Annotated in this window: 17 protein-coding genes; 13 read left to right on the top strand and 4 right to left on the bottom strand. The window is 47.3% G+C overall.

The features are described from left to right. Positions 1-428: 428 nt before the first annotated feature. Together GmarT_RS08245 and GmarT_RS08250 are read left to right on the top strand one after the other, a co-directional pair. On the top strand, positions 429-1,394 hold the full coding sequence (locus GmarT_RS08245) for a DUF1559 domain-containing protein (RefSeq protein WP_002644871.1): 966 nt from the start codon (positions 429-431) through the stop codon (positions 1,392-1,394). A gap of 161 nt (positions 1,395-1,555) precedes the next feature. Beyond that, the gene (locus GmarT_RS08250) at positions 1,556-1,960 is read left to right on the top strand and encodes a carboxypeptidase-like regulatory domain-containing protein (protein ID WP_002644870.1); all 405 of its coding nucleotides are present in this window, start codon (positions 1,556-1,558) and stop codon (positions 1,958-1,960) included. A 43-nt stretch (positions 1,961-2,003) separates the two neighbouring features. Here GmarT_RS08250 and GmarT_RS08255 read toward each other — a convergent pair whose 3' ends face one another. Then, the gene (locus tag GmarT_RS08255; RefSeq protein WP_002644869.1) at positions 2,004-2,570 is read right to left on the bottom strand and encodes a CDP-alcohol phosphatidyltransferase family protein; all 567 of its coding nucleotides are present in this window, start codon (positions 2,568-2,570) and stop codon (positions 2,004-2,006) included. Between the two features lie 441 nt (positions 2,571-3,011). On the opposite strand from GmarT_RS08255, the gene GmarT_RS08260 reads away from it, so the two are divergent. The 3 genes from GmarT_RS08260 (at position 3,012) to GmarT_RS08270 (ending at position 6,322) form a co-directional block, all read left to right on the top strand. Then, the gene (locus tag GmarT_RS08260) at positions 3,012-3,830 is read left to right on the top strand and encodes a cysteine hydrolase family protein (protein WP_002644867.1); all 819 of its coding nucleotides are present in this window, start codon (positions 3,012-3,014) and stop codon (positions 3,828-3,830) included. A gap of 100 nt (positions 3,831-3,930) precedes the next feature. Further along, positions 3,931-5,562 carry a sodium:solute symporter family transporter gene (locus tag GmarT_RS08265; protein WP_002644866.1) on the top strand — a complete coding sequence of 544 codons (1,632 nt, stop codon included), beginning with the start codon at positions 3,931-3,933 and terminating at the stop codon, positions 5,560-5,562. A 7-nt stretch (positions 5,563-5,569) separates the two neighbouring features. Beyond that, complete coding sequence (locus GmarT_RS08270; RefSeq protein WP_002644865.1) at positions 5,570-6,322, top strand: creatininase family protein; 753 nt, start codon at positions 5,570-5,572, stop codon at positions 6,320-6,322. Positions 6,323-6,355: 33 nt separating this feature from the next. Here the strand turns inward: GmarT_RS08270 and GmarT_RS08275 are convergent, their stop codons facing one another. From GmarT_RS08275 to GmarT_RS08285, 3 genes are all read right to left on the bottom strand, one after another. Next, the gene (locus GmarT_RS08275; protein ID WP_044236729.1) at positions 6,356-7,294 is read right to left on the bottom strand and encodes a polysaccharide deacetylase family protein; all 939 of its coding nucleotides are present in this window, start codon (positions 7,292-7,294) and stop codon (positions 6,356-6,358) included. Positions 7,295-7,305: 11 nt separating this feature from the next. Then, the gene (locus GmarT_RS08280) at positions 7,306-8,187 is read right to left on the bottom strand and encodes a class I SAM-dependent methyltransferase (RefSeq protein WP_002644863.1); all 882 of its coding nucleotides are present in this window, start codon (positions 8,185-8,187) and stop codon (positions 7,306-7,308) included. 109 nt (positions 8,188-8,296) lie between these two features. After that, positions 8,297-9,559, bottom strand: a complete 1,263-nt coding sequence (locus GmarT_RS08285; protein WP_002644862.1) for a CDP-glycerol glycerophosphotransferase family protein — start codon at positions 9,557-9,559, stop codon at positions 8,297-8,299. A gap of 386 nt (positions 9,560-9,945) precedes the next feature. Between GmarT_RS08285 and asnB the strand changes: the two genes are divergently transcribed. From asnB to neuC, 8 genes are all read left to right on the top strand, one after another. Next, positions 9,946-11,784: an asparagine synthase (glutamine-hydrolyzing) gene (asnB, locus tag GmarT_RS08290; RefSeq protein ID WP_149302539.1), complete on the top strand. Its 1,839-nt coding sequence runs from the start codon at positions 9,946-9,948 to the stop codon at positions 11,782-11,784. Between the two features lie 44 nt (positions 11,785-11,828). Further along, on the top strand, positions 11,829-12,524 hold the full coding sequence (locus tag GmarT_RS08295; RefSeq protein ID WP_002644860.1) for a sugar transferase: 696 nt from the start codon (positions 11,829-11,831) through the stop codon (positions 12,522-12,524). A 262-nt stretch (positions 12,525-12,786) separates the two neighbouring features. After that, positions 12,787-14,106 carry an O-antigen ligase family protein gene (locus GmarT_RS08300; protein ID WP_002644859.1) on the top strand — a complete coding sequence of 440 codons (1,320 nt, stop codon included), beginning with the start codon at positions 12,787-12,789 and terminating at the stop codon, positions 14,104-14,106. 193 nt (positions 14,107-14,299) lie between these two features. After that, on the top strand, positions 14,300-15,028 hold the full coding sequence (locus GmarT_RS08305; protein WP_002644858.1) for an acylneuraminate cytidylyltransferase family protein: 729 nt from the start codon (positions 14,300-14,302) through the stop codon (positions 15,026-15,028). A 45-nt stretch (positions 15,029-15,073) separates the two neighbouring features. Beyond that, positions 15,074-16,225: a LegC family aminotransferase gene (locus GmarT_RS08310; protein ID WP_063825421.1), complete on the top strand. Its 1,152-nt coding sequence runs from the start codon at positions 15,074-15,076 to the stop codon at positions 16,223-16,225. Beyond that, positions 16,222-16,860 (top strand): acetyltransferase, encoded by a 639-nt coding sequence (locus tag GmarT_RS08315; protein ID WP_002644856.1) that lies wholly within the window; start codon positions 16,222-16,224, stop codon positions 16,858-16,860. The genes GmarT_RS08310 and GmarT_RS08315 overlap by 4 nt, the downstream gene beginning before the upstream one ends. Then, complete coding sequence (neuB, locus tag GmarT_RS08320) at positions 16,857-17,867, top strand: N-acetylneuraminate synthase (RefSeq protein WP_002644855.1); 1,011 nt, start codon at positions 16,857-16,859, stop codon at positions 17,865-17,867. Before GmarT_RS08315 ends, neuB begins: the two co-directional genes overlap by 4 nt. Beyond that, positions 17,864-19,069 carry a UDP-N-acetylglucosamine 2-epimerase gene (neuC, locus tag GmarT_RS08325; RefSeq protein ID WP_002644854.1) on the top strand — a complete coding sequence of 402 codons (1,206 nt, stop codon included), beginning with the start codon at positions 17,864-17,866 and terminating at the stop codon, positions 19,067-19,069. The genes neuB and neuC overlap by 4 nt, the downstream gene beginning before the upstream one ends. The last annotated feature ends 17 nt before the right edge of the window (positions 19,070-19,086 follow it).

Below are 19,086 nucleotides of genomic sequence, written 5' to 3' on the forward strand. Positions count from 1 at the left end.
GGGTTTTTTTACGCGCATCTCTAGTTACTCGACATCTGAGCTCTCCTGCTACTTACTCGTTAACACTTAATCACGCATTCGAATCAATGCACTCTGAAGTGATGTCTTTTTGATGAGAAACTTCCTGCTAGGATTGCGACTCAACAGGTAGCATGTTACGATTCTAATAAAGAAGTAAAGTTAAGAAAGAAGAACGTGCTTGCTTTTCTTTCTACGTCTATGACCAATCAATGAGGTTCTGGAAATCACCGTTTCTCCCACCTTTTTCCCTAGTTTGACTGTGGTAATAGAAACTGCAGTAAAACAGACTCCGGGAATGTGCCGAGACACATGCATTCAAACTGATTTCCTCACATAACAGATCTGTAAACGTAACCGCTCAGATTCCGTACATTGATTGCGTTCTGCTTTAGTCCCAGGAGTTCTTTGTGTTTGATTTTTCGTCTAGTAAACGTGGATTTACCCTAATTGAGTTGCTGGTCGTAATTGCCATCATCGCCATTTTAATTGCCCTCCTGCTTCCTGCCGTACAACAGGCGCGTGAAGCAGCCCGCCGGAGTACCTGTAAAAATAATTTGAAACAGTTAGGGTTAGCATTCCATAACTATCATGATACTCACCGTGTCTTGCCTCCTGCAGCAATCAATCCCGGTAGTGCAAAATGCACCTCTGTCTTTCCGACTAATAATATAATGAATCATACCTGTTACCAGATGTTGCTCCCATTTCTGGATCAGGCACCATTATACAATCTTTACAACTGGTCGATTCCCAGTGGTTCGGCAATGCATTCCAGTTGTGGACACACACCACCTGCGGCTACATCAAATCAATTTAATTTGATTGGCGCGAATCTACCTGTTTTTCTCTGCCCTTCAGACAGTGGAACACCGATCGGGACGGAAACCAGTTCGACATACTATTCGAATGGTGCACACCGCACGAGTTACGGTGTTGCCGCGAATCAATACGATTCCGATAAAGCATCCTCCTTTCAGGGAGACACATATGCACAAAAAGGTGTGCTCGGTCTGAATGGTTCTGCCAGAATCTCGGCAATAACAGACGGAACCAGTAATACGGTTTTGCTGATCGAAACTCCTCTTTTGAAAACGACCAGTGGATCTGATACTTATGTAGGCTTTGGTCCTTTCTGGGATACTTTTACACATACCCATTTTATTCGACCTACCGGTCAGGGAATTAACCGACCTCGGAATGCTGCTTACAGTCAGCGGGTGTATGGGTGGGGAGCAGGAAGCTTTCACGTCGGTGGAGTCCACATTCTGCTGGGAGATGGTGCAGTCCGCTTCCTGAGTGAAAATGCAAATATGACCGCTGTTGTCCAGGCACTGATTTCTGCCAGGGGTGGCGAAGTGATTGGCGAATTCTAAAATAACATCATTTATCAAATTCCCGCTGTATCGTGAGAAGACGGAAGCAGCGGGGATTTTGATTCAATAATCCCCAATCTTGCTAGTCGAATGATCGCATACATGGATCATTATGAATTGATCCGTGGTTGGACGGGGAAAATATAGGGAAAGACAGAGTCATGAAAATAATATCATTTGAAAAAAAAATCGTCTGCTGCCTGCTCGTTCTGGCAGGACTGACCGGCTGTTCCGGCGGACAGTCACTGCCTGACCTGACTAGTGTCACTGGAAGCGTAATGCTGGATGGCAGTCCGTTACCGTCTGCCAACGTTCTTTTTCAGCCTCAGGAGGGAAAAACCGCCTTTGCGATGACCGATGAAAACGGAAAATTTGAGCTGATGTATAACCAGGATTCAACGGGAGCCACTCCCGGCAGTTATACCGTCAAAATTTCGAAAGAGAAAAATCCGGAAGAACCTGGAAACGAACTGCTGCCCGCAAAATATAATGAGAAGTCAACTTTGAGCGCTGACGTCAAAGCCGATCAGGAAAACGATTTTCAGTTTGACCTGACCAGTAAATAAGTCGGTCTCATATCTGATTGAGCAGAAATCCGGATCAAGTTCCTCAGAGTTTTTTCCGGATTTTGTAAAAACCGGTAATCGATTTCCAGGCCAGGGGGAGTACGAACAGCCATAACAGGTAGTTCAAGGTGCCTGGCAGAAAATAAATATCAATGGGAATCCACGCATATACAAAAAAACGGGGCCGGACCAGCCAGCAGTAAGGAATCGCCAGCGAACAGCGAATCATGGCGAATACCACGACCAGCGTGTAGAAAAACAGATATAGCCCCCCGGTGACTACATTGATGACATCATAATAAATCAGAGTAATGGTCGTGAAAGCTACGACCAGCTGGTCCGATGTGGTATCGGTAAATGATCCCCGATTTCCTGCCGTTCCCTGAAATCGGGCCAGGGGACCATCAATGCCGTCCAGCAGAACGTGCAGGAATAGTAAACCGAACGACACCAGCCTCGCGGCTTCCCACGATTGCCCGAAGGTAAAACAGAAGCCGATTCCGCAAAGTAAAGATAAAAGGATCAGATGGTTGGGAGTAATTCCCTGGATCGCAAACCATTTCAGCAGTGGAAGAAAAATCTGATGACGGCGAGACTGCGAAACGTCCATCAATGACTCTTCACCGCTTGAGTAGACTGATACCTTGCTTTTAACGGTTTTATTCTGTGTGCACATGTTAGTTGATTATCGAATGATTACAGCTTTTTTTATTCGATTGGCCCATTCCAAAAGGTGCTGTCTGATATCTCACATTGATAGAAAACAGCGGCGTTCGTTTTTTGTCTGAAAAATATTCAGAATCTGTACCGCAACTTTGGTTTGAAATGCCTTGAGATTTCTTAGGATTCCTTTTTATATGAGTCTGGTTTGATATGATAATGGATGATTTCTTACTGTGTGTTCATATTCAGTTTGCCAGATGAAGGAAAAGCCATGAACCTGAGGTGGATCAATTCTAATTGTGTGAGAATATCAGGCGGATTATTTAGTTTGATGCTGGTATCCAGTCTTTGTGCAACAGGTTGGACTGCAGACCCAGAAAAAACGAGCATGTTTCCGGTGCTCTTGCAAAAACGTGTGGAGAATCAGGCTGGCAAATCTCACACCGTTAAAGAATCGGTTTACTGGAAACCGGAGCAAACTGCAATTATTGTCTGCGATATGTGGGATGATCATACCTGCAAGCAGGCCGCCAGGCGTGTTGCCGAGATGGCTCCGCATATGAATAAAACTCTGAAGGCGGCCCGTAAAAAGGGGGTTTTTATTATCCATGCTCCCAGCGGTCGTATGAATTTTTATGATGGGACTCCCGAGCGTCAACGTGCCCTTGATGCTCCCTTTGCAGAAGCACCGCTCGATTTTAAGTGGAAATACTGGAATGATGAAAAAGAAGGAGCGCCGTTGCCGTTTGTCCGGGCAGGCGGTTGTGGCTGTAAAGTAAACTGCAAAGGCTGGGAACCCGATGAAGCTGGTTTGCGGCATTGGAAAGGTGAAAAAATTCCCTGGACCCGACAGATTAAAACTATCGAGATTGCCAACGAGGACGCCATCAGCGATAACGGCCAGGAGATTTACAATCTGCTGGAAGTAAAGGGAATTAAAAATGTGGTCCTGATGGGAGTCCACACCAATCTGTGTGTCTGCGGCCGACCTTTCGGGTTACGTCAGATGGTGTATCAGGGGAAAAATGCTGTTCTCTGCCGTGATCTGACCGACTCCCTGTTTCAGCAGAATAATCCCCCTATCAGTCATTTTCGTGGAACCGAACTGGTTATCGAACACATCGAGATGAAAATCTGTCCCACGATCACCTCTACCACATTTACTGGTAAACCGGCATTCCGTTTTGATGAAACTGCGACGCATTGAAGTCAGAGTACTCGTACTCAGGGTAAATTTCGCTGGCCATTCAGCAGCGAGAAGATTCGCTGTACCTGTTTAAAAAAATCATTTTAGAACTGACTGCAAGATGCATTCGCTCGATTACGGTGTCATTCTGGCCTATCTGTTGTTTTCGATTGGGTTGGGTATTTATTTCGGCCGCAACCAGTCGCGCCAGGAATTCTTCGCAGCCGGGAATTCCATGGGTTGGCTGCCGGTGGGGCTGAGTGTGATGGCCACCCTGTTTTCCGCAAACAGTTTTGTCATGTATCCCTCGATTGCTTACGGCAGTGGACTCAGGATCAGTCTGTTTCTGATAGCCATTTCATTGATGGCTCCACTGGTTCTCTGGGTATTTATTCCCGTTTATGCACGGCTGAAGTGTCAAACGGCGTATGAATATCTGGAAAGACGGTATCACGTTTCCGTTCGTTCCCTTGCCAGCGGGCTATTTATTTTTCTACGCATCGGCTGGATGGCTTCTGCAACTTATGCTGCTTCCGTTGTGCTGGCGAATGTCATGCAGGTCGATCAGGTAACAGTCATCGTGGTGCTGGGGGTTGTCTCGATTTTTTATACAATGCTCGGTGGACTGCGGGCGGTCATGTGGACTGACGTGTTACAGTTTTTTATCTTCAGCCTGACGATCTTATTGACACTCGGGCTGATTTTGAACCAGACGGAGGGGGGCGTATCAGGGATGTGGTCGACCTATTTTGAAGGTCGGGATAATGTCCTCATTGATTTTACACCTTCGATGACTTTGGAGTATGGCAGTTGGGCCCTGTTGATTGGCCTGTTTCTGGAGGGATTGTCTGCGTTTGGTGCAGATCAGGTGGCTGTTCAGCGTTACATCTCTGCCCGCTCTGAAAAAACATCACAAATTGGTTTCTCAATTAATATCCTGGGAATGTGGATTGTTGTTCCTGGATTGCTGGCGATTGGAGTCGGTCTGTATTCTCATTATCAACAGTTTCCCGAGGAAATCGTCTCTGTACTGACGACCGAACTGAATGGAGAACTGCCTGACTGGAGATCCGGAGACGGGATGACGATTCCTGAATATTATGCATCCTATCCCCCATATGTGGCTGAGGATATCCGGGCCTTAAACAAACAGGATGAAGCGCTGCCGCAATATGTTCGTCTCCATTTTCCACCTGGGGTAGTCGGTTTATTTCTAGTGGCATTAATGGCGGCAGTGATGTCCAGCATCGATTCAGGAATTCATTCTGTGACGACGGCGCTGATGGTCGATTTTCGAGATCGTCATTTCGCGCATTGGAAACCGGAAAATAATATGATCGAAATGTTGCAGGATCGCGCACTGGTGGTGCTGATTGGAATCCTTTCAATTTTTCTTGCCTGCAATGTCGGTGAGATGGGAGATGTGTTTGCCATCGGGAAAAAGATGACTGCTGGCTTTGGCGGTCCCTTGCTGGCTGTATTTATCCTGGCACTCTTTTGCAAAAACTCAACGACCGTTGGCGTGATGACCGGAGCGCTTTCGGGAGCATTGATTACAATTTCCCTGATGTATCTGGCGGCAGACTGGTTTTCTGTCTGGTTCTGGCCGATTGGTTTTGGTCTGACAATGCTGATTGGCCTGGTTGTCAGTCTGTTAACTGCGAAAACGAAGCCGCATGCTGGTGAAGAATCGCTCACTTATTGGAATGTGATCCACGGAAATTTCAAGAATCCCCAGGATACCGGAGAGTAGATTTCACATGAAATATGCGGAAATGACAGCTGTCGAACTGAAAAATATATCTCGCGAGGAGACTCTGGTCATTCTGCCGATCGCTGCTGTCGAACAGCATGGACCACACATGCCAACCGGTACGGATGACATTATCTGTACTGCAGTCGCAGAAAAAGTGGAAGAACGACTTAAAGAAAAAATCGTACTTTTACCAACGCTCTGGCTGGGGGCCAGTCAGCATCACCTGCGCTGGGGAGCTACGTTGACGTCCCGGGTAGAAAACTATGAGACGCTACTTTGTGAAATATGCGAATCACTGCTGAAGGATGGATTTCGCCGTGTCATGATCTTGAACGGTCATGGTGGGAATATTGGTCCCATGCAGATTGCTCTGCGACGCCTGCAGGTTGATTTTCCTAATTGTCAATTGCTGGCAGCATCTTACTGGTCGATTGCTGAAGAAGAAATCGCTTCTGTGATGCAAGGTGACTGCAAAACAGTCGGGCATGCCTGCGAAGCGGAAACCTCACTGATTATGTATCTGCGACCGGAACTGGTTCGAAGTGCCAGGGTGGAAAATTTCGATGATTATGCCCCCGACGTGGTTGATGGCGTTTATGTCTGTCGCGACATGTTCCAGCGGACCAGTGCGGGGGCAACCGGTCGTCCCGATCTGGCCAGTGCAGAAAAGGGGGACAAGATGTTTTCGCAGATCGTTAAACGTGTCTCTGATGTGATCGGGCATCTGACAGAAGAACCGCTCTCCAATTATCCCTGACTTGATCCGCTCCGTTGATGACCAGTCGGGAGACTATTGGGGAAAATCGTTGGTATCAAAACGATTCATTTCCAGTGCCGCCTGCCGGTCCAGGCTGGAAGCGCCGACCTTTGTTGTGAATCCGATAACACAGTTTTTTCTCTGAAGGATTTCGAGAGTGTCTGCATTGTATGCACCATAAGGATAACACATGATCCAGTTTCTCGTGGGGGCGCCGACATTGGTGAGAAACTGAAGTGAGCGGTCAATTTCCTGTTCCTGGGTGTCAGCAGCGACGGCATTCAACCAGAAATGATGGTAGGTATGGCTGCCAACATACATGCCGGATCGCACCAGTTCCTCAATTTCCGCTGCCGTCATGTAAAGTTCTTTGCTGAACTCTGCTTCAGACTTTTCCACATATTTTTCAAACAGTTGTCTGGTTATTTCCGTTCGTAATTCGAAAGGAAGTTCTCTTTGCAGCATTCGCTTGATGTAGATGATCTCAGCAGGATCGTAGCGACCTGGTTGGGCCAGTCTGGAAATATGCTGTTCAATAAATGATTCTGAAAAATCTCTGGCTCGCAGTTCATCATTTAGATCGTTAAAGAGGCGATTGGTGTCAGTCGCTGATGCCAGAATGAAATGGATGGCATTCACATCCAGCAGGCTGTTCTCTTCAACTGGTCGGGCGGGAGGAAAAAAACACCCGCTGATTTTGCGTTTCATTAATTCTGGAAACACAAAGTCAAAGTGATCCCGATAGCCATCATCAAAGGTAAGCAGACAGGCCTTTTCAGGGAAGTCTGCCGATTCGCCGGTAATGTACGCGATTAACTGTTCTGCCGAAATGAATTCGTACTGACTGCCGAGGTAATCCAGTTGCCTTTTGAAACCAGCAAATTCAAGCCCCTTGATGCCGGGGTACCGGGAATTTTTGATTTCCCGGACATAGTGATACATGACGGTGGTCAAGTCGCCCGGTTTCTGCATGCTCGCATCCATTACTGGTTGACAGCCTCAATCACATAAGAAGAAGAGTAGGGAACAAGGCGATGATTTGTGATCATATTATCTGATGCAAATCGTGCTACTTCTTTATGGATCGTGAAAACCTCGCTGTTTTCCATCACATTGACAGGGAATGGATGGAAATGGACAGGGAAAACAGAGGTGACGCTGAATCCTGCACGTTCGATTTTGCTGGCCAGGTCACTGGGAGTGAACTGGTATCTTGTATCAACGCCGATTCCCGTTAATGGATGAGTATCGGGTTGTACATATTCGGCTTTCAGATTTCTGATACATTCAATGGCTTCATCCTGGGATTCGCTGGTATGAAACGCAACGGCTTCTTCAATCAGTGAATCGAGAGTTCCCAGTTCTTTTTCGATGTTTGTGAATTGATTCATGGAATGAACATTAAACAGTCTGTTACGAGATCCAATTGCAATCGAGCCTCCGGGATTACAAATGGATTTCAAAAGCTGCAGGAATTCGTCGAGTTGTTCCAGAGAGATATATTCAATAAAGCCTTGGGCACTGATAACGTCAAAACTCTGATCACTCTCAAAATTGAAAACAGAACCGCAGATAAATTCTGCAGACGCTGAGGTGTTCTCATTATTCTTTCTGGCAATCTCAATCATGTCTTCTGCAAAATCAAGTCCCAGTGAGTTCCAACCATTCGTCGATGCTTCAATGGCTAACTGTCCGGTGCCACAACCGACATCGAGTAAGGCCGATCCTGTCGGATATTTTTTCATTGTTTCCATCACTGCCTGATGGCGGTTATGAATCGTGCTGAAAACTTCATCTTCAGCCTTAATTTGCCATTCCTTCGCATGTGATTTGAAAAAACGATATGTCTGATCTTGCTGTGACATAGATACTTCCTGTCAGAAATCTATTATGTAAGTTCGAGTACCAGTTTGTGAAACAGTACTGTGTATTGGATTTTCGGGATTGGACTGTTTCCAACTGTTCCAATAATAATTACGCCACCTTATCTTGTGTTTTAGGCACCAGGGCCTGAATAACAACCTTGGCGATACGTGTATGACAAAGTCCATCGCAATTCCATGCCTTACGCACCTTTGCTCCACGTTGTTGACGTACTTCCTCTGAATCTTTTTGAAGCGAGGTGAGTACCTTGGTGCCTTCTTCTACTGTGGTTGAGAAAGTGCCCCAGTCATAGAGATTTAGAGGGATGGCATAAGAACTGTAATCCCGATTTGAGTGGAATAAGGCAACCTGTTTTCCAAACAGTGCCGCTTCAACGGCAACCGTCGATTTATGAGTGATGAGAATATCGCAGGCTTCAGTTGCCAAAGGCAGTGGTGTTGTATCATCAAGAAATGCTGCTGCACCCAGGCGGCGGATGACGTTCTCTGCGACCTGTCTGTTGCTGTTGGGGTGGGGTCTGACCGAGACCTTAAGTTCAGGTTTTAGCGCGAGTGCCCGCTCCAGGCAGCAGACGATCAATTCTTCCACTTCATCCCAGCCAGGTTTCATTGCGTAAAGTGCTAACAGATCATCAGATTGGATCTGATGATCCTGGCGCCAGACCGGAGCATTGCTTTCTGTGATTGAAGATTGATAAACCCAGTCAAAATTCGGGTTTCCAGTTACTGTCATAGCGGACCGCTGTAGACCACGGTTGACCAGATTATCAGCTGCCTGCTGAAAGGGGACACAGACATAGTCGGCCGGAATGTCATTGTGAGACCCAAGACCGAAAAGATCCAGCACGCCAACTGAAGGAATCCCCCGTTCGGCGGCAATACGGATCGATGCCAGTTCTGCGCGGGGAGAATTGGTTGTCAGCAGGACATCCGGCTGTAGCCAGTCAAAGAAACGTCGTAATGGATTGAGAGGTAGAAAAGACTGCCTGCCGATCCGTTCAAACTCCTGCTGTGCTGCTTCGATTCCCAGTTGGTCTTCCAGGTCGGCGTATGAGAGCCCCAGGTAGGCAATTGATTCTTCCAGAGAGTTGACTTTGTTAACCTGGTGCATCTCTTCTGCCAGACGTGTTCCGTGTTCTATCGCCCGAGTATCTTCCGGTCGGAGGATGTCCCGGAAACCGAGGGGAGAAAAACCGGCATTTCGCAGGGAGGCAGCGGCGGTTGTCAGGCCAAGAACTTGAATGTCATATCCCTGTGACTCCAGGTATTTGAGTACGGGGATCAACATGAGGACGTGTCCGCCTCCGTAGCTGACTGCCAGCACGCGTTTTGATTTAGTCCGGTGAGAGAGCATTTATGCGTCGATGTTCTGGGGAAATATGCTGATTTCAGATTCTTTAAATTGAAAACTGCCCGGATTAACTGAGATATTCCTTCTTCTGTCAAGACGAAATCAATAACCAAACCAGGGCACATTTGGTGGACGAAAGAATATTTGGACTCTATCAGAAGCTGTATTTCTCTGGATTCAGCCTGTTTATCGGCCTGAAAGCTAAAAACTGCTCTTCCGTTAAGTGTCCAGAATATTCAAAATACGCAACTTCAATACAACAGGAATCTAATATCAGAGTTCGATGACTGCCTCAGCAGTGGGGGGAGTGACACGGAGTGCCACTTCATCGTTGAGGACAGTAGCAGCAAGCTGAACAGGGTTGTTCAAATCTGACGGAAGGAATCGTAATGTGTGGGATTATTGGCGGATATGATCGCGAACGGCGGCCGTTTGGAACAGCGCTGGCAGAGCGAGCCTGTGATCGCATGCTTCACCGGGGACCCGATGATCGGGGTATCTTCGAGGCAGAGGGAATGCTGGTGGGAAATCAGCGTCTGTCGATTCTCGATCTGGCAGGCGGGCATCAACCCATGTTTTCGGATGATCAGCAGATCGTGGTTGTCCAGAATGGGGAAATTTATAACTTCCAGGAGCTTGCAAAAAATCTGAACTGTCGCACCAGTTGTGACACGGAAGTCATCCTCCGACTGTATGAACGAGATGGAGAAGATTTTGTTCAACAGCTGAATGGTATGTTTGCCATTGCCATTCTTGATCGGCGAAAACAGTGTCTCCTGCTGTATCGTGATCGAATTGGCCAGAAGCCGTTGTATCTGCATGATGATGGAACGCGGCTGCTGTTTGCTTCCGAAATCAAGTCTCTGTTTGCGATGGGAGTGAAGGCAGAGATGAACTGGGAAGGTTTTGATGCCTATCTCACGTACAATTTTGTACCTCCTCCCATCACCCTGTATCAAAATATTTCCCATTTAATGCCGGGGCATCTGCTCAAGGTGAATCAACAGGGAACCGAAATCAGACGCTGGTGGGATCTGGCAGAAAAACCTGTGGAATGTCGATCAGAATCGGCCTGGTCAGAAGAGATCATTGAAACACTGCGGGCAGCGGTGAATATTCGTCTTCGAGCCGATGTGCCGTTAGGCGCTTTTCTGTCGGGAGGAATCGACAGTTCATCCGTGGTCTCACTGATGAGTCGCGAACTGCCTCACCCTGTGCAGACATTTTGTATCGGGTTTGATGATCCTCGTTTTGACGAATCACATTATGCACAGGAGCTGGCAAATTTATTTCAGACCCGACATACCTGTGACGTTGTGAGTCCTAATTTGACATCCAGCTGGCCTTTGACTTTATATCACAATGATCAGCCTCACGGGGATGTCTCTTTTATGCCTACGTACCGGGTCAGTCAACTGGCACGGAAAGCGGTCAAAGTCGTTCTGACCGGTGATGGTGGGGATGAGTTATTTGCCGGCTACGATGTTCATCGGAACTTTTTTGCGAATCAGGATCTCACGCTGCCACGTGAGCAAATTGAATCCGCTTACATCAGCGCAATCAGCCTGTTACAGCCTGCTGACAAGCAGAAACTCTTTTCTTCATCCACCCGACAACAACTGGCGGGATTGGATGCGAGTCGTTTCGCCCGGTCTCATTTACAGGATTTCCGTCATCTGGATCCCATTAATCAAGCTTTGGCCCTTGATACACGAATGTTGCTGCCCGGTAATAATCTGGTGAAACCCGATAAAATGGCGATGGCTGTTTCACTGGAACCGCGTGCGCCTTATCTGGATTATCGCATGGTCGATCTGGCGTTTCGCATACCAGGCTCCATGAAATTGAGGGATGGTGTTACGAAATCCATTCTCAAGAAAGCCTGCGAATCAATTCTGCCCGAGAAGATTATTTATCGTAAAAAACAGATGTTTACAGTGCCCATCGGAGAATGGTTTAAACGCGAATTATCTCCGTTTGTCAATGAAGTTCTGCTGTCTGAGCGATCACTGGATCGAAAAATGTTCCAGCCGGAACGGGTCCGGGAAATGATCAATGATCATCAAAATGAAAAGGTCAATCACACGCGCGCCATTCGTGCGCTGCTGGCATTAGAGCTCTGGCAACGTACTTTTATAGATCAGACATTCGATCATGCACCGACTTTTGCAGAACTGGGGGTCAACAGCTCTGTCGAATTGGGGACCGGTTCTTCCATTGCAGCCTGAATTTCGCATTTGTTTATATCAACAATTCGGATAAGTGAAAAATCATGGACGATTTTAAACTGTCGCAAACATCGACTGAAAATACGAATCTCAGCCAGGGGGGACCACATTTTGATCCTCAACTGATGAAACAGCATCAAGATGCAGATGCATCAGAGACGGATGTCAATTCTGGCTATTTTTTAAAACGCCCCTTTGATCTGCTGCTAAGCAGTATGGCACTGGTGATTTTGTCTCCCGTGTTCTTACTGATTGCCAGTATGATCAAGCTCACATCACCGGGCCCCGTTTTTTTCAGGCAGGAACGCCTGGGGGTGAATGAAGAACCGTTCTTAATCCTGAAATTTCGTTCGATGCGATCGGGGTCTGAAAAAACAGGTTCTCAATTTACGAGATCCAATGACTCCCGCATTACCCCCGTTGGAAAATTGATTCGTAAAACCAGCCTGGATGAACTGCCTCAACTGATTAATATTTTTCGCGGGGAAATGAGTCTGATTGGACCGCGACCTTATGTCGGATTTGAGTTGAAAGATGCTTCTCCTGCCATCCGGGCGAGGCGGTCCAGCGTACGGCCGGGGATTTCCGGACTGGCCCAGGTTTCTGGACGCAGTGCTTTGTCTCAGGCAACCGTAATTGAATTTGACCTTAATTATGTCGAGCAATGCAGTTTGTGGTTCGATTTGAAAATCGTGTGTCGAACACTACAGAAAGTGATTGCCTGTGATGGTAGCAATTGAAATGCTGTTCATGTTGTAAGTGATATATAGGTTATGGGTTATGTGAAATTATAAGCGGTGATACGATCAGGTTGTCTGGAAGGGCTCACTCTGAATGTAATAAATTCAAAGTGTGAGAAATTAGTATCGCAATGGAGCAGCATTCATGCTATTGAACGCTTAAGTATTGTCTTAATCAAAAGGGGACCGGGAGTGGAAATGATCCCTCGACTCAGATGATTTGACTTCGAGGCGGACAGCCTCTTTTACTGGAATGGAACTAATGCACATTTTTGAGGGCAACTCAAGTCAAATCGATACACTTGATTTCGGGTATCTTAACCGAACTCGATTTCAGGATATTGCGTTTCGGGTTGGGGTGTACCTGGCGATATTTGCTGGATTTGCAATTCCAGTTTCGACCAGTTTGACTTCCGTCTATAATCTGGGAATTTTTCTCTGCTGGGTACTCTCCGGGCAATATCGGGTTACGTTCGCCTGTTTTAAAAAATACCGGATTGTCACGATTTCGGTGGTTCTGTTCTGCTGTCTTGCCTGTAGTCTGCTATACACACCTGAGGTTCTGTCGCTGGCATCCAGAAATTTATTTAAGTATCGCCAGTTTCTGATGATGCCAATCTACCTGGCGTTTTTTATTGATCCGCGCGCGCGAAGGCGTGGGATTCAGATGTTCGAGCTGGCAATGATAATCACATTGATTGCCTCGCTGAGCTGTTGGATATTTTCGATTGATTATTCTGTACGACTTATGGATAACGCAATCTTTAAGAACCGGATTACACAAAATATCCTGATGTCATTTCTGGTCTATATTGCTGCCTGGAAATTTCTGGAACACCCGGCCAGACGCTGGCCATATGCCCTGGTCGCTGTCATCGCCACCTTTAATGTTCTGGCAATTGTTCCGGGGCGCTCCGGGTATGTGGCTTTGGGTATCCTGATTGGCCTGCTCATGTATCAGAAGCTGGGGGCAAAAGGAATATTACCCGCAGCAGCCTGTGTGGGACTCATTGGGCTGGTGACTTATCACAATTCAGAACGATTTCATAATCGGATCAATGAAGTCGTAAAAGAAATAAAAGAATATCGCAATTCAAGTAAGAGTCGCAGCTCAGTGGACCTGCGACTGGAGTTTTATGAAAACGGTTTGCAGATTGCCAAATCAAGTCCTCTGATGGGCTCGGGGATCGGCAGTTTTGCCATGAAATATCGAGAACTGATGGAGCAGAAAGGTCAGCTTGTTACTGAGAACCCACATAACGAATATGTGATGCTGCTGGTTCAAAATGGAATCATCGGTGTCGGACTCTTTCTGTGTTTCTTCTGGGTAAGTTGGCTGACGACACGTCAACTCACTGGAATTGACCAGGCCCTGGGGCAGGCGGTCCTGGCAGTCTACCTGCTTGTCTGTATGGTCAATTCTCTGATGCTGGACACCACCGAAGGCTGTCTGTTTGGTTACCTGGTAGGTTTGACGCTGGCAGGAGGGGTTGCCGGAATCAAAGTAACTCAGGAGGAAAATCTTCTGAAATCCATTCCGAATTCTCAGCCTGAAGAAGAGTCTGCACGTGAAGCGGCTTAATGCAGGAGGGCGAATACCTGGACGATTCAGATCATCTCCGATCGGGGAATTGATTCCACCTTTACACAAAAAACAGGTTGAAATATGATCTGCCTCGTGCTCCTTTCTTTTGGTCGGCGATCATGATTCCGGGAGTAGAGAGTTTGTTCTTGAGAAACTGACGATCAGATAATAATGAGGAAGGGGGCCAGGGATGGCCGGCGCGATTGGATTAATTACTGCCCGAGGTGGTTCAAAAGGGGTGCCTCGGAAGAATATCAAAGTCCTGGCTGGGAAACCTCTGATTGCCTGGACGATTGAAGCAGCGCTTCAGAGCCAGGAACTGGAGCGGGTGATTGTTTCAACTGATGATAAAGAAATCGCATCAATTTCCCGACAGTATGGTGCAGAGGTCCCTTTTCTCAGACCTCTGAAGTTGTCTCTGGATGGTTCAAGTCATGCTGATGTTGTGCTGCATGCCATCGACTGGCTGATTGAGCATGAGCAGTATGAGTCTGAATATATCACAATGCTTCAGCCAACCTCACCCTTCCGGATTGCTGATGATATTGACGGCTCCATTCGATTTGCCAGAGAGAAAAATGCGAAAGCAGTCATTGGGATGATGGAAGCTCCCAGCCACCCGGTCTGTTTGCGGTTGATGACGGAAGCAGGTCTGCTGGTGGAATTGACGCCACAGCAGGAAGAGTCTGCGCTCCGCAGGCAACTCTTGCCGGAGGTCTATGCGTTTAATGGTGCATTGTATGTACTCCGGACCGAGGAATTCAGGAAAACGAAAACGTTTCGTCCTCAGGGTGAAACTTATGGGTATAAAATGCCTGCAGAGCGGTCCTGGGAAATTGATACAGAATGGGAATTTCTCGTTGCCAGTCTGTTGATGGAGAATCAAGTCAGTCAGACGGCAACACGAACAGCTGCCTGAAATCAGGGAGCAGCTCTGCGGGATTCTATTTGAATAATGCAAATCATGCGCGAACTCATTCCGTTATCCATTCCCCATCTTGCTGGAAATGAATGGAACTACCTGAAGGACTGCCTCGATTCGGGGTGGGTTTCTTCTGTTGGTTCTTATGTTGACATGTTCGAGCAACGGATCAGTAAATATGTAGGGACAGAATATGGTATCGCCACCGTCAACGGTACTGCTGCTTTGCACCTCAGTCTGCTGGCATGTGGAGTGCAACCCGGTGATGAAGTCATTGTCCCCGCTTTTACTTTCATTGCGCCAGTAAATGCGATTCGATACTGCGGAGCGAATCCCGTATTGATTGGATCCGAATCGAAAACGATGAATCTCGATGTTCAGAAAGTACAGGAGTTTCTGGAAGAGGAATGTATTTCAGATCCAGCAGGGCTGAAAAATAAACAGACTGGTCGCTACATCAAGGCTATCTTACCGGTTCATATTTTTGGTCATCCTGCGGAAATGTCGTCACTGGTTTCGCTTGCAGACAGGTATCAGTTACCCGTTATCGAAGATGCTTCGGAAAGTCTCGGGTCTGAATATCGGGGAAAGAAAACAGGTTCGCTCGCTACAGTCGGATGTTTTTCATTTAACGGGAATAAAATCATTACCTGTGGCGGCGGAGGCATGGTAACAACAAACCAGGAGTCCCTGGCGCGACGGATCCGCCATCTCAGTACGCAGGCCAACAGCAAACCGTTTGAATACGAACACGACGAAGTGGGTTATAATTATCGACTGACCAATATTCAGGCGGCCCTGGGAGTGGCACAGCTGGAGCAACTCGATTCCTTTCTGGAAATTAAACGAAGCAACGCAGAACTTTACAGGCAGCTGCTTTCTGAAATCCCTCAGGTTGATCTGGCCTGGGAAGAACCCTGGGCAAAAAGCAATTTCTGGCTGTGTACGCTACTGGTTCCAGCAGCGGACCGGAAACCTCTCATGGATCATCTCCTTTCCGAGAATATCCAGGTCAGGCCAGCGTGGAAACTTATGCATACCTTACCGATGTACCAGGACTGTCAGAAGTATCGGCTGGAAGAAACGGAAGCAGTGTTTGAGCATTGTATCTCGATCCCATCCAGTGTGCAGTTGACTGAGGAGGAAATCAGGTTTGTAGTGAAGAGTATTCAAACCTATTTTGATCAGTCATGAATCATTCACGGGAATCCATCATTCTGTTAGGAGGCGGAGGTCACGCCAAGGTGCTGATCGATCTGATACTTCACGGTGAATCGTTTCAAGTATTTGGAATTCTGGACCCTGATCTTGTCATCGGACACACAATCAAAGGGATTCAAGTTCTGGGAACCGATGCGGTGCTTGCAGAAGTGTACGAGCAGGGAGTCAGGCATGCTGCGGTTGCCGTTGGTAGCACCGAATCGAACGGTTTAAGGAAAAGATTATATAACCAATGTCGGGATCTGGGTTTTCAGCAACCGGCTCTGATTCATCCCCAGACGGTGCTGGCGTCGGATGTCAAGCTTTGTGAAGGATCTCAAATTATGGCCGGGGCAATCATTCAAACTGATACAAAGATCGGGGAGGGAGTTGTCGTGAATACGGGAAGCCGGATCGATCATGACTGTCGGATCGGCAAACATGCCTTTCTGGCACCAGGTGTAACCTTATGTGGTGGTGTTTCAGTTGGTGAGAGTGCATTTCTAGGAGCAGGGGCGGTTGTCATTCAGGGTGTGAATATCGGTGAAAATGCAGTCATTGCAGCAGGCGCTGTCGTGACGCGAGATGTCAGAGACGGAGCTTTAGTCAAAGGAGTGCCAGCGAAATGAGTGTATTTGTCATCGCAGAAGCAGGTGTGAATCATAACGGGAGTGTGGAAACCGCCAAAAAAATGATCGAAGCCGCCGTGGAAGCGGGTGCAGATGCAATTAAATTCCAGACATTCAAAACGGAAAAACTTGTCTGTAAATCTGCGCCTCAAGCGGAATATCAGTTGAAAAACAGTGTGGAAAACGGAGAAGAGGATACTCAGTTTACGCTGCTGAAGAAACTCGAAATTAACAGGGAAACGCATCTGGAATTATTTGACTATTGTCGGGATGCCGGAATCGTTTTTATTTCCACTCCGTTCGACCTGGAAAGTATTGACCTGTTGAAAGGCCTCGGTCTGGAACGAATCAAGGTTCCCTCTGGTGAAATTACCAACTATCCCTACCTGAAAAAAGTGGGAGAGACTTTTCATAAAGTAATTCTTTCTACCGGGATGGCAGACCTGGGCGAGATCGAAGATGCTCTGGATATCCTGATCGCCGCTGGAATAGAGCGTGACAACATCACAGTCCTGCATTGCAATACCGAATATCCCACGCCGATTCAGGATGTAAATCTCAAAGCGATGCAGACCATCAGAGATGCCCTGGGAGTGAAAGTCGGATATTCTGATCATACGCTGGGTATAGAAGTTTCTATCGCTGCAACCGCCTTGGGAGCATGTGTCATTGAGAAACATTTTACACTCGACAAAAATATGGAAGGCCCTGATCATGCTGCCTCTCTGGAGCCGGATGAGCTATTGATGCTCGTTCGTGGAATTCGTAATACGGAAAGGTCGCTGGGGAGCCCGCTGAAGAAGCCCTCTTTTTCGGAAGCAAAGAATAAACCTGTTGTCCGCAAGAGTATTGTCGCTGCAGAATCCATTAAAAAAGGAGAGCCGTTTACTGAACGTAACCTCTGTGTCAAACGCCCGGGAACAGGTATCAGCCCCATGCTCTGGGATCAGATGCTGAACCAGATCGCCCGGCGGGATTATCAGGAAGACGAAATTATTGAATTATGAGTAAAACGGTCTGTCTGATAACCGGTTCGCGCGCGGAATATGGTCTGTTGAGACCTCTACTGGACGAACTGCAGGCTGATTCAGAAATCAGACTGCAACTGCTGGTGACCGGGTCTCATCTGTCTCCTGAATTTGGGCTGACTTATCAGGAAATCGAAACAGACGGGTATCGGATCGATGAAAAAGTGGAAGTCGTCATGAGTTCAGATTCCCCGGTCGGAATCTGTAAATCCATGGGGCTGGGATTGATCAGTTTTTCCGAGGCATATTCCCGTCTGAACCCTGATTTGATCGTCGTTCTGGGGGACCGTTATGAAATCTTCAGCGCAGTTTCTGCTGCTCATATCAGCCGCATTCCTGTAGCGCATTTACATGGCGGCGAAGTGACAGAAGGTGCATTTGATGATGCCCTGCGACATTCAATCACAAAAATGAGTTACCTGCATTTTACAGCGAACGAAGACTACCGCAGGCGTGTGATTCAACTTGGAGAAAATCCGGATCGAGTCTTTAATGTGGGAGCGATCGGATTGGATAATATCACTCGACTCAAGCTGCTCAGTCGAGGGGAACTCGAAGACAGTCTGGGGATTCAGTTTAATCGCCACAATCTTTTGTGTACATATCATCCGGTGACGCTGGAGTCAGATACGGCTGAATCCCACATGCAGAATTTATTAAATGTGCTGGAACAGCAGGAAGACACAAACATTATTTTTACGAAATCAAACGCTGATACCAGTGGACGAATCATTAATCAGATGATTGACGAATTTGTTCAAAAAGATCGTAATCACTACCACGCTTATGCGAGTTTAGGGCAACTGCGATATTTATCACTGATGCAATATGTCGATGCCGTAGTGGGAAATTCTTCGAGTGGAATCATTGAGGCTCCGAGTTTTGGCATTGGAACTGTGAATCTGGGCGATCGGCAGAAAGGGAGAGTTCGGTCAAAACTGGTGATCGACTGCGGGCCGGACGAAACTGCTATAGCCACAGCGTTTAAAACGTTATATTCTCCCGCCTTTGATAAGCTTCGGAAGACTGCCACCAACCCCTATGGGGATGGTCAGTCAGCACCGCGAATCGCCAGAATACTCAGAGAAAGTCCTCTGACACAGACGACACAAAAATCGTTTTATGATCTGGCGAGTGACCGCGTATCGCCTCACGGCGTTAACAGGGTACCTGCAAACTGAAATGAATCCTGTGACTG

It is taken from the genome of Gimesia maris (assembly GCF_008298035.1).
In the GTDB taxonomy this organism is placed as follows: domain Bacteria; phylum Planctomycetota; class Planctomycetia; order Planctomycetales; family Planctomycetaceae; genus Gimesia; species Gimesia maris.

What these genes read in the sequence shown, in the direction of transcription:
- GmarT_RS08250 (WP_002644870.1), top strand. Translation starts at nt 1,556, where the DNA reads ATGAAAATAATATCATTTGAAAAAAAAATCGTCTGCTGCCTGCTCGTT.
- GmarT_RS08255 (WP_002644869.1), bottom strand. Translation starts at nt 2,570, where the DNA reads ATGGACGTTTCGCAGTCTCGCCGTCATCAGATTTTTCTTCCACTGCTG.
- GmarT_RS08260 (WP_002644867.1), top strand. Translation starts at nt 3,012, where the DNA reads ATGTTTCCGGTGCTCTTGCAAAAACGTGTGGAGAATCAGGCTGGCAAA.
- GmarT_RS08265 (WP_002644866.1), top strand. Translation starts at nt 3,931, where the DNA reads ATGCATTCGCTCGATTACGGTGTCATTCTGGCCTATCTGTTGTTTTCG.
- GmarT_RS08270 (WP_002644865.1), top strand. Translation starts at nt 5,570, where the DNA reads ATGAAATATGCGGAAATGACAGCTGTCGAACTGAAAAATATATCTCGC.
- GmarT_RS08275 (WP_044236729.1), bottom strand. Translation starts at nt 7,294, where the DNA reads ATGCAGAAACCGGGCGACTTGACCACCGTCATGTATCACTATGTCCGG.
- GmarT_RS08280 (WP_002644863.1), bottom strand. Translation starts at nt 8,187, where the DNA reads ATGTCACAGCAAGATCAGACATATCGTTTTTTCAAATCACATGCGAAG.
- GmarT_RS08285 (WP_002644862.1), bottom strand. Translation starts at nt 9,559, where the DNA reads ATGCTCTCTCACCGGACTAAATCAAAACGCGTGCTGGCAGTCAGCTAC.
- asnB (WP_149302539.1), top strand. Translation starts at nt 9,946, where the DNA reads ATGTGTGGGATTATTGGCGGATATGATCGCGAACGGCGGCCGTTTGGA.
- GmarT_RS08295 (WP_002644860.1), top strand. Translation starts at nt 11,829, where the DNA reads ATGGACGATTTTAAACTGTCGCAAACATCGACTGAAAATACGAATCTC.
- GmarT_RS08300 (WP_002644859.1), top strand. Translation starts at nt 12,787, where the DNA reads ATGCACATTTTTGAGGGCAACTCAAGTCAAATCGATACACTTGATTTC.
- GmarT_RS08305 (WP_002644858.1), top strand. Translation starts at nt 14,300, where the DNA reads ATGGCCGGCGCGATTGGATTAATTACTGCCCGAGGTGGTTCAAAAGGG.
- GmarT_RS08310 (WP_063825421.1), top strand. Translation starts at nt 15,074, where the DNA reads ATGCGCGAACTCATTCCGTTATCCATTCCCCATCTTGCTGGAAATGAA.
- GmarT_RS08315 (WP_002644856.1), top strand. Translation starts at nt 16,222, where the DNA reads ATGAATCATTCACGGGAATCCATCATTCTGTTAGGAGGCGGAGGTCAC.
- neuB (WP_002644855.1), top strand. Translation starts at nt 16,857, where the DNA reads ATGAGTGTATTTGTCATCGCAGAAGCAGGTGTGAATCATAACGGGAGT.
- neuC (WP_002644854.1), top strand. Translation starts at nt 17,864, where the DNA reads ATGAGTAAAACGGTCTGTCTGATAACCGGTTCGCGCGCGGAATATGGT.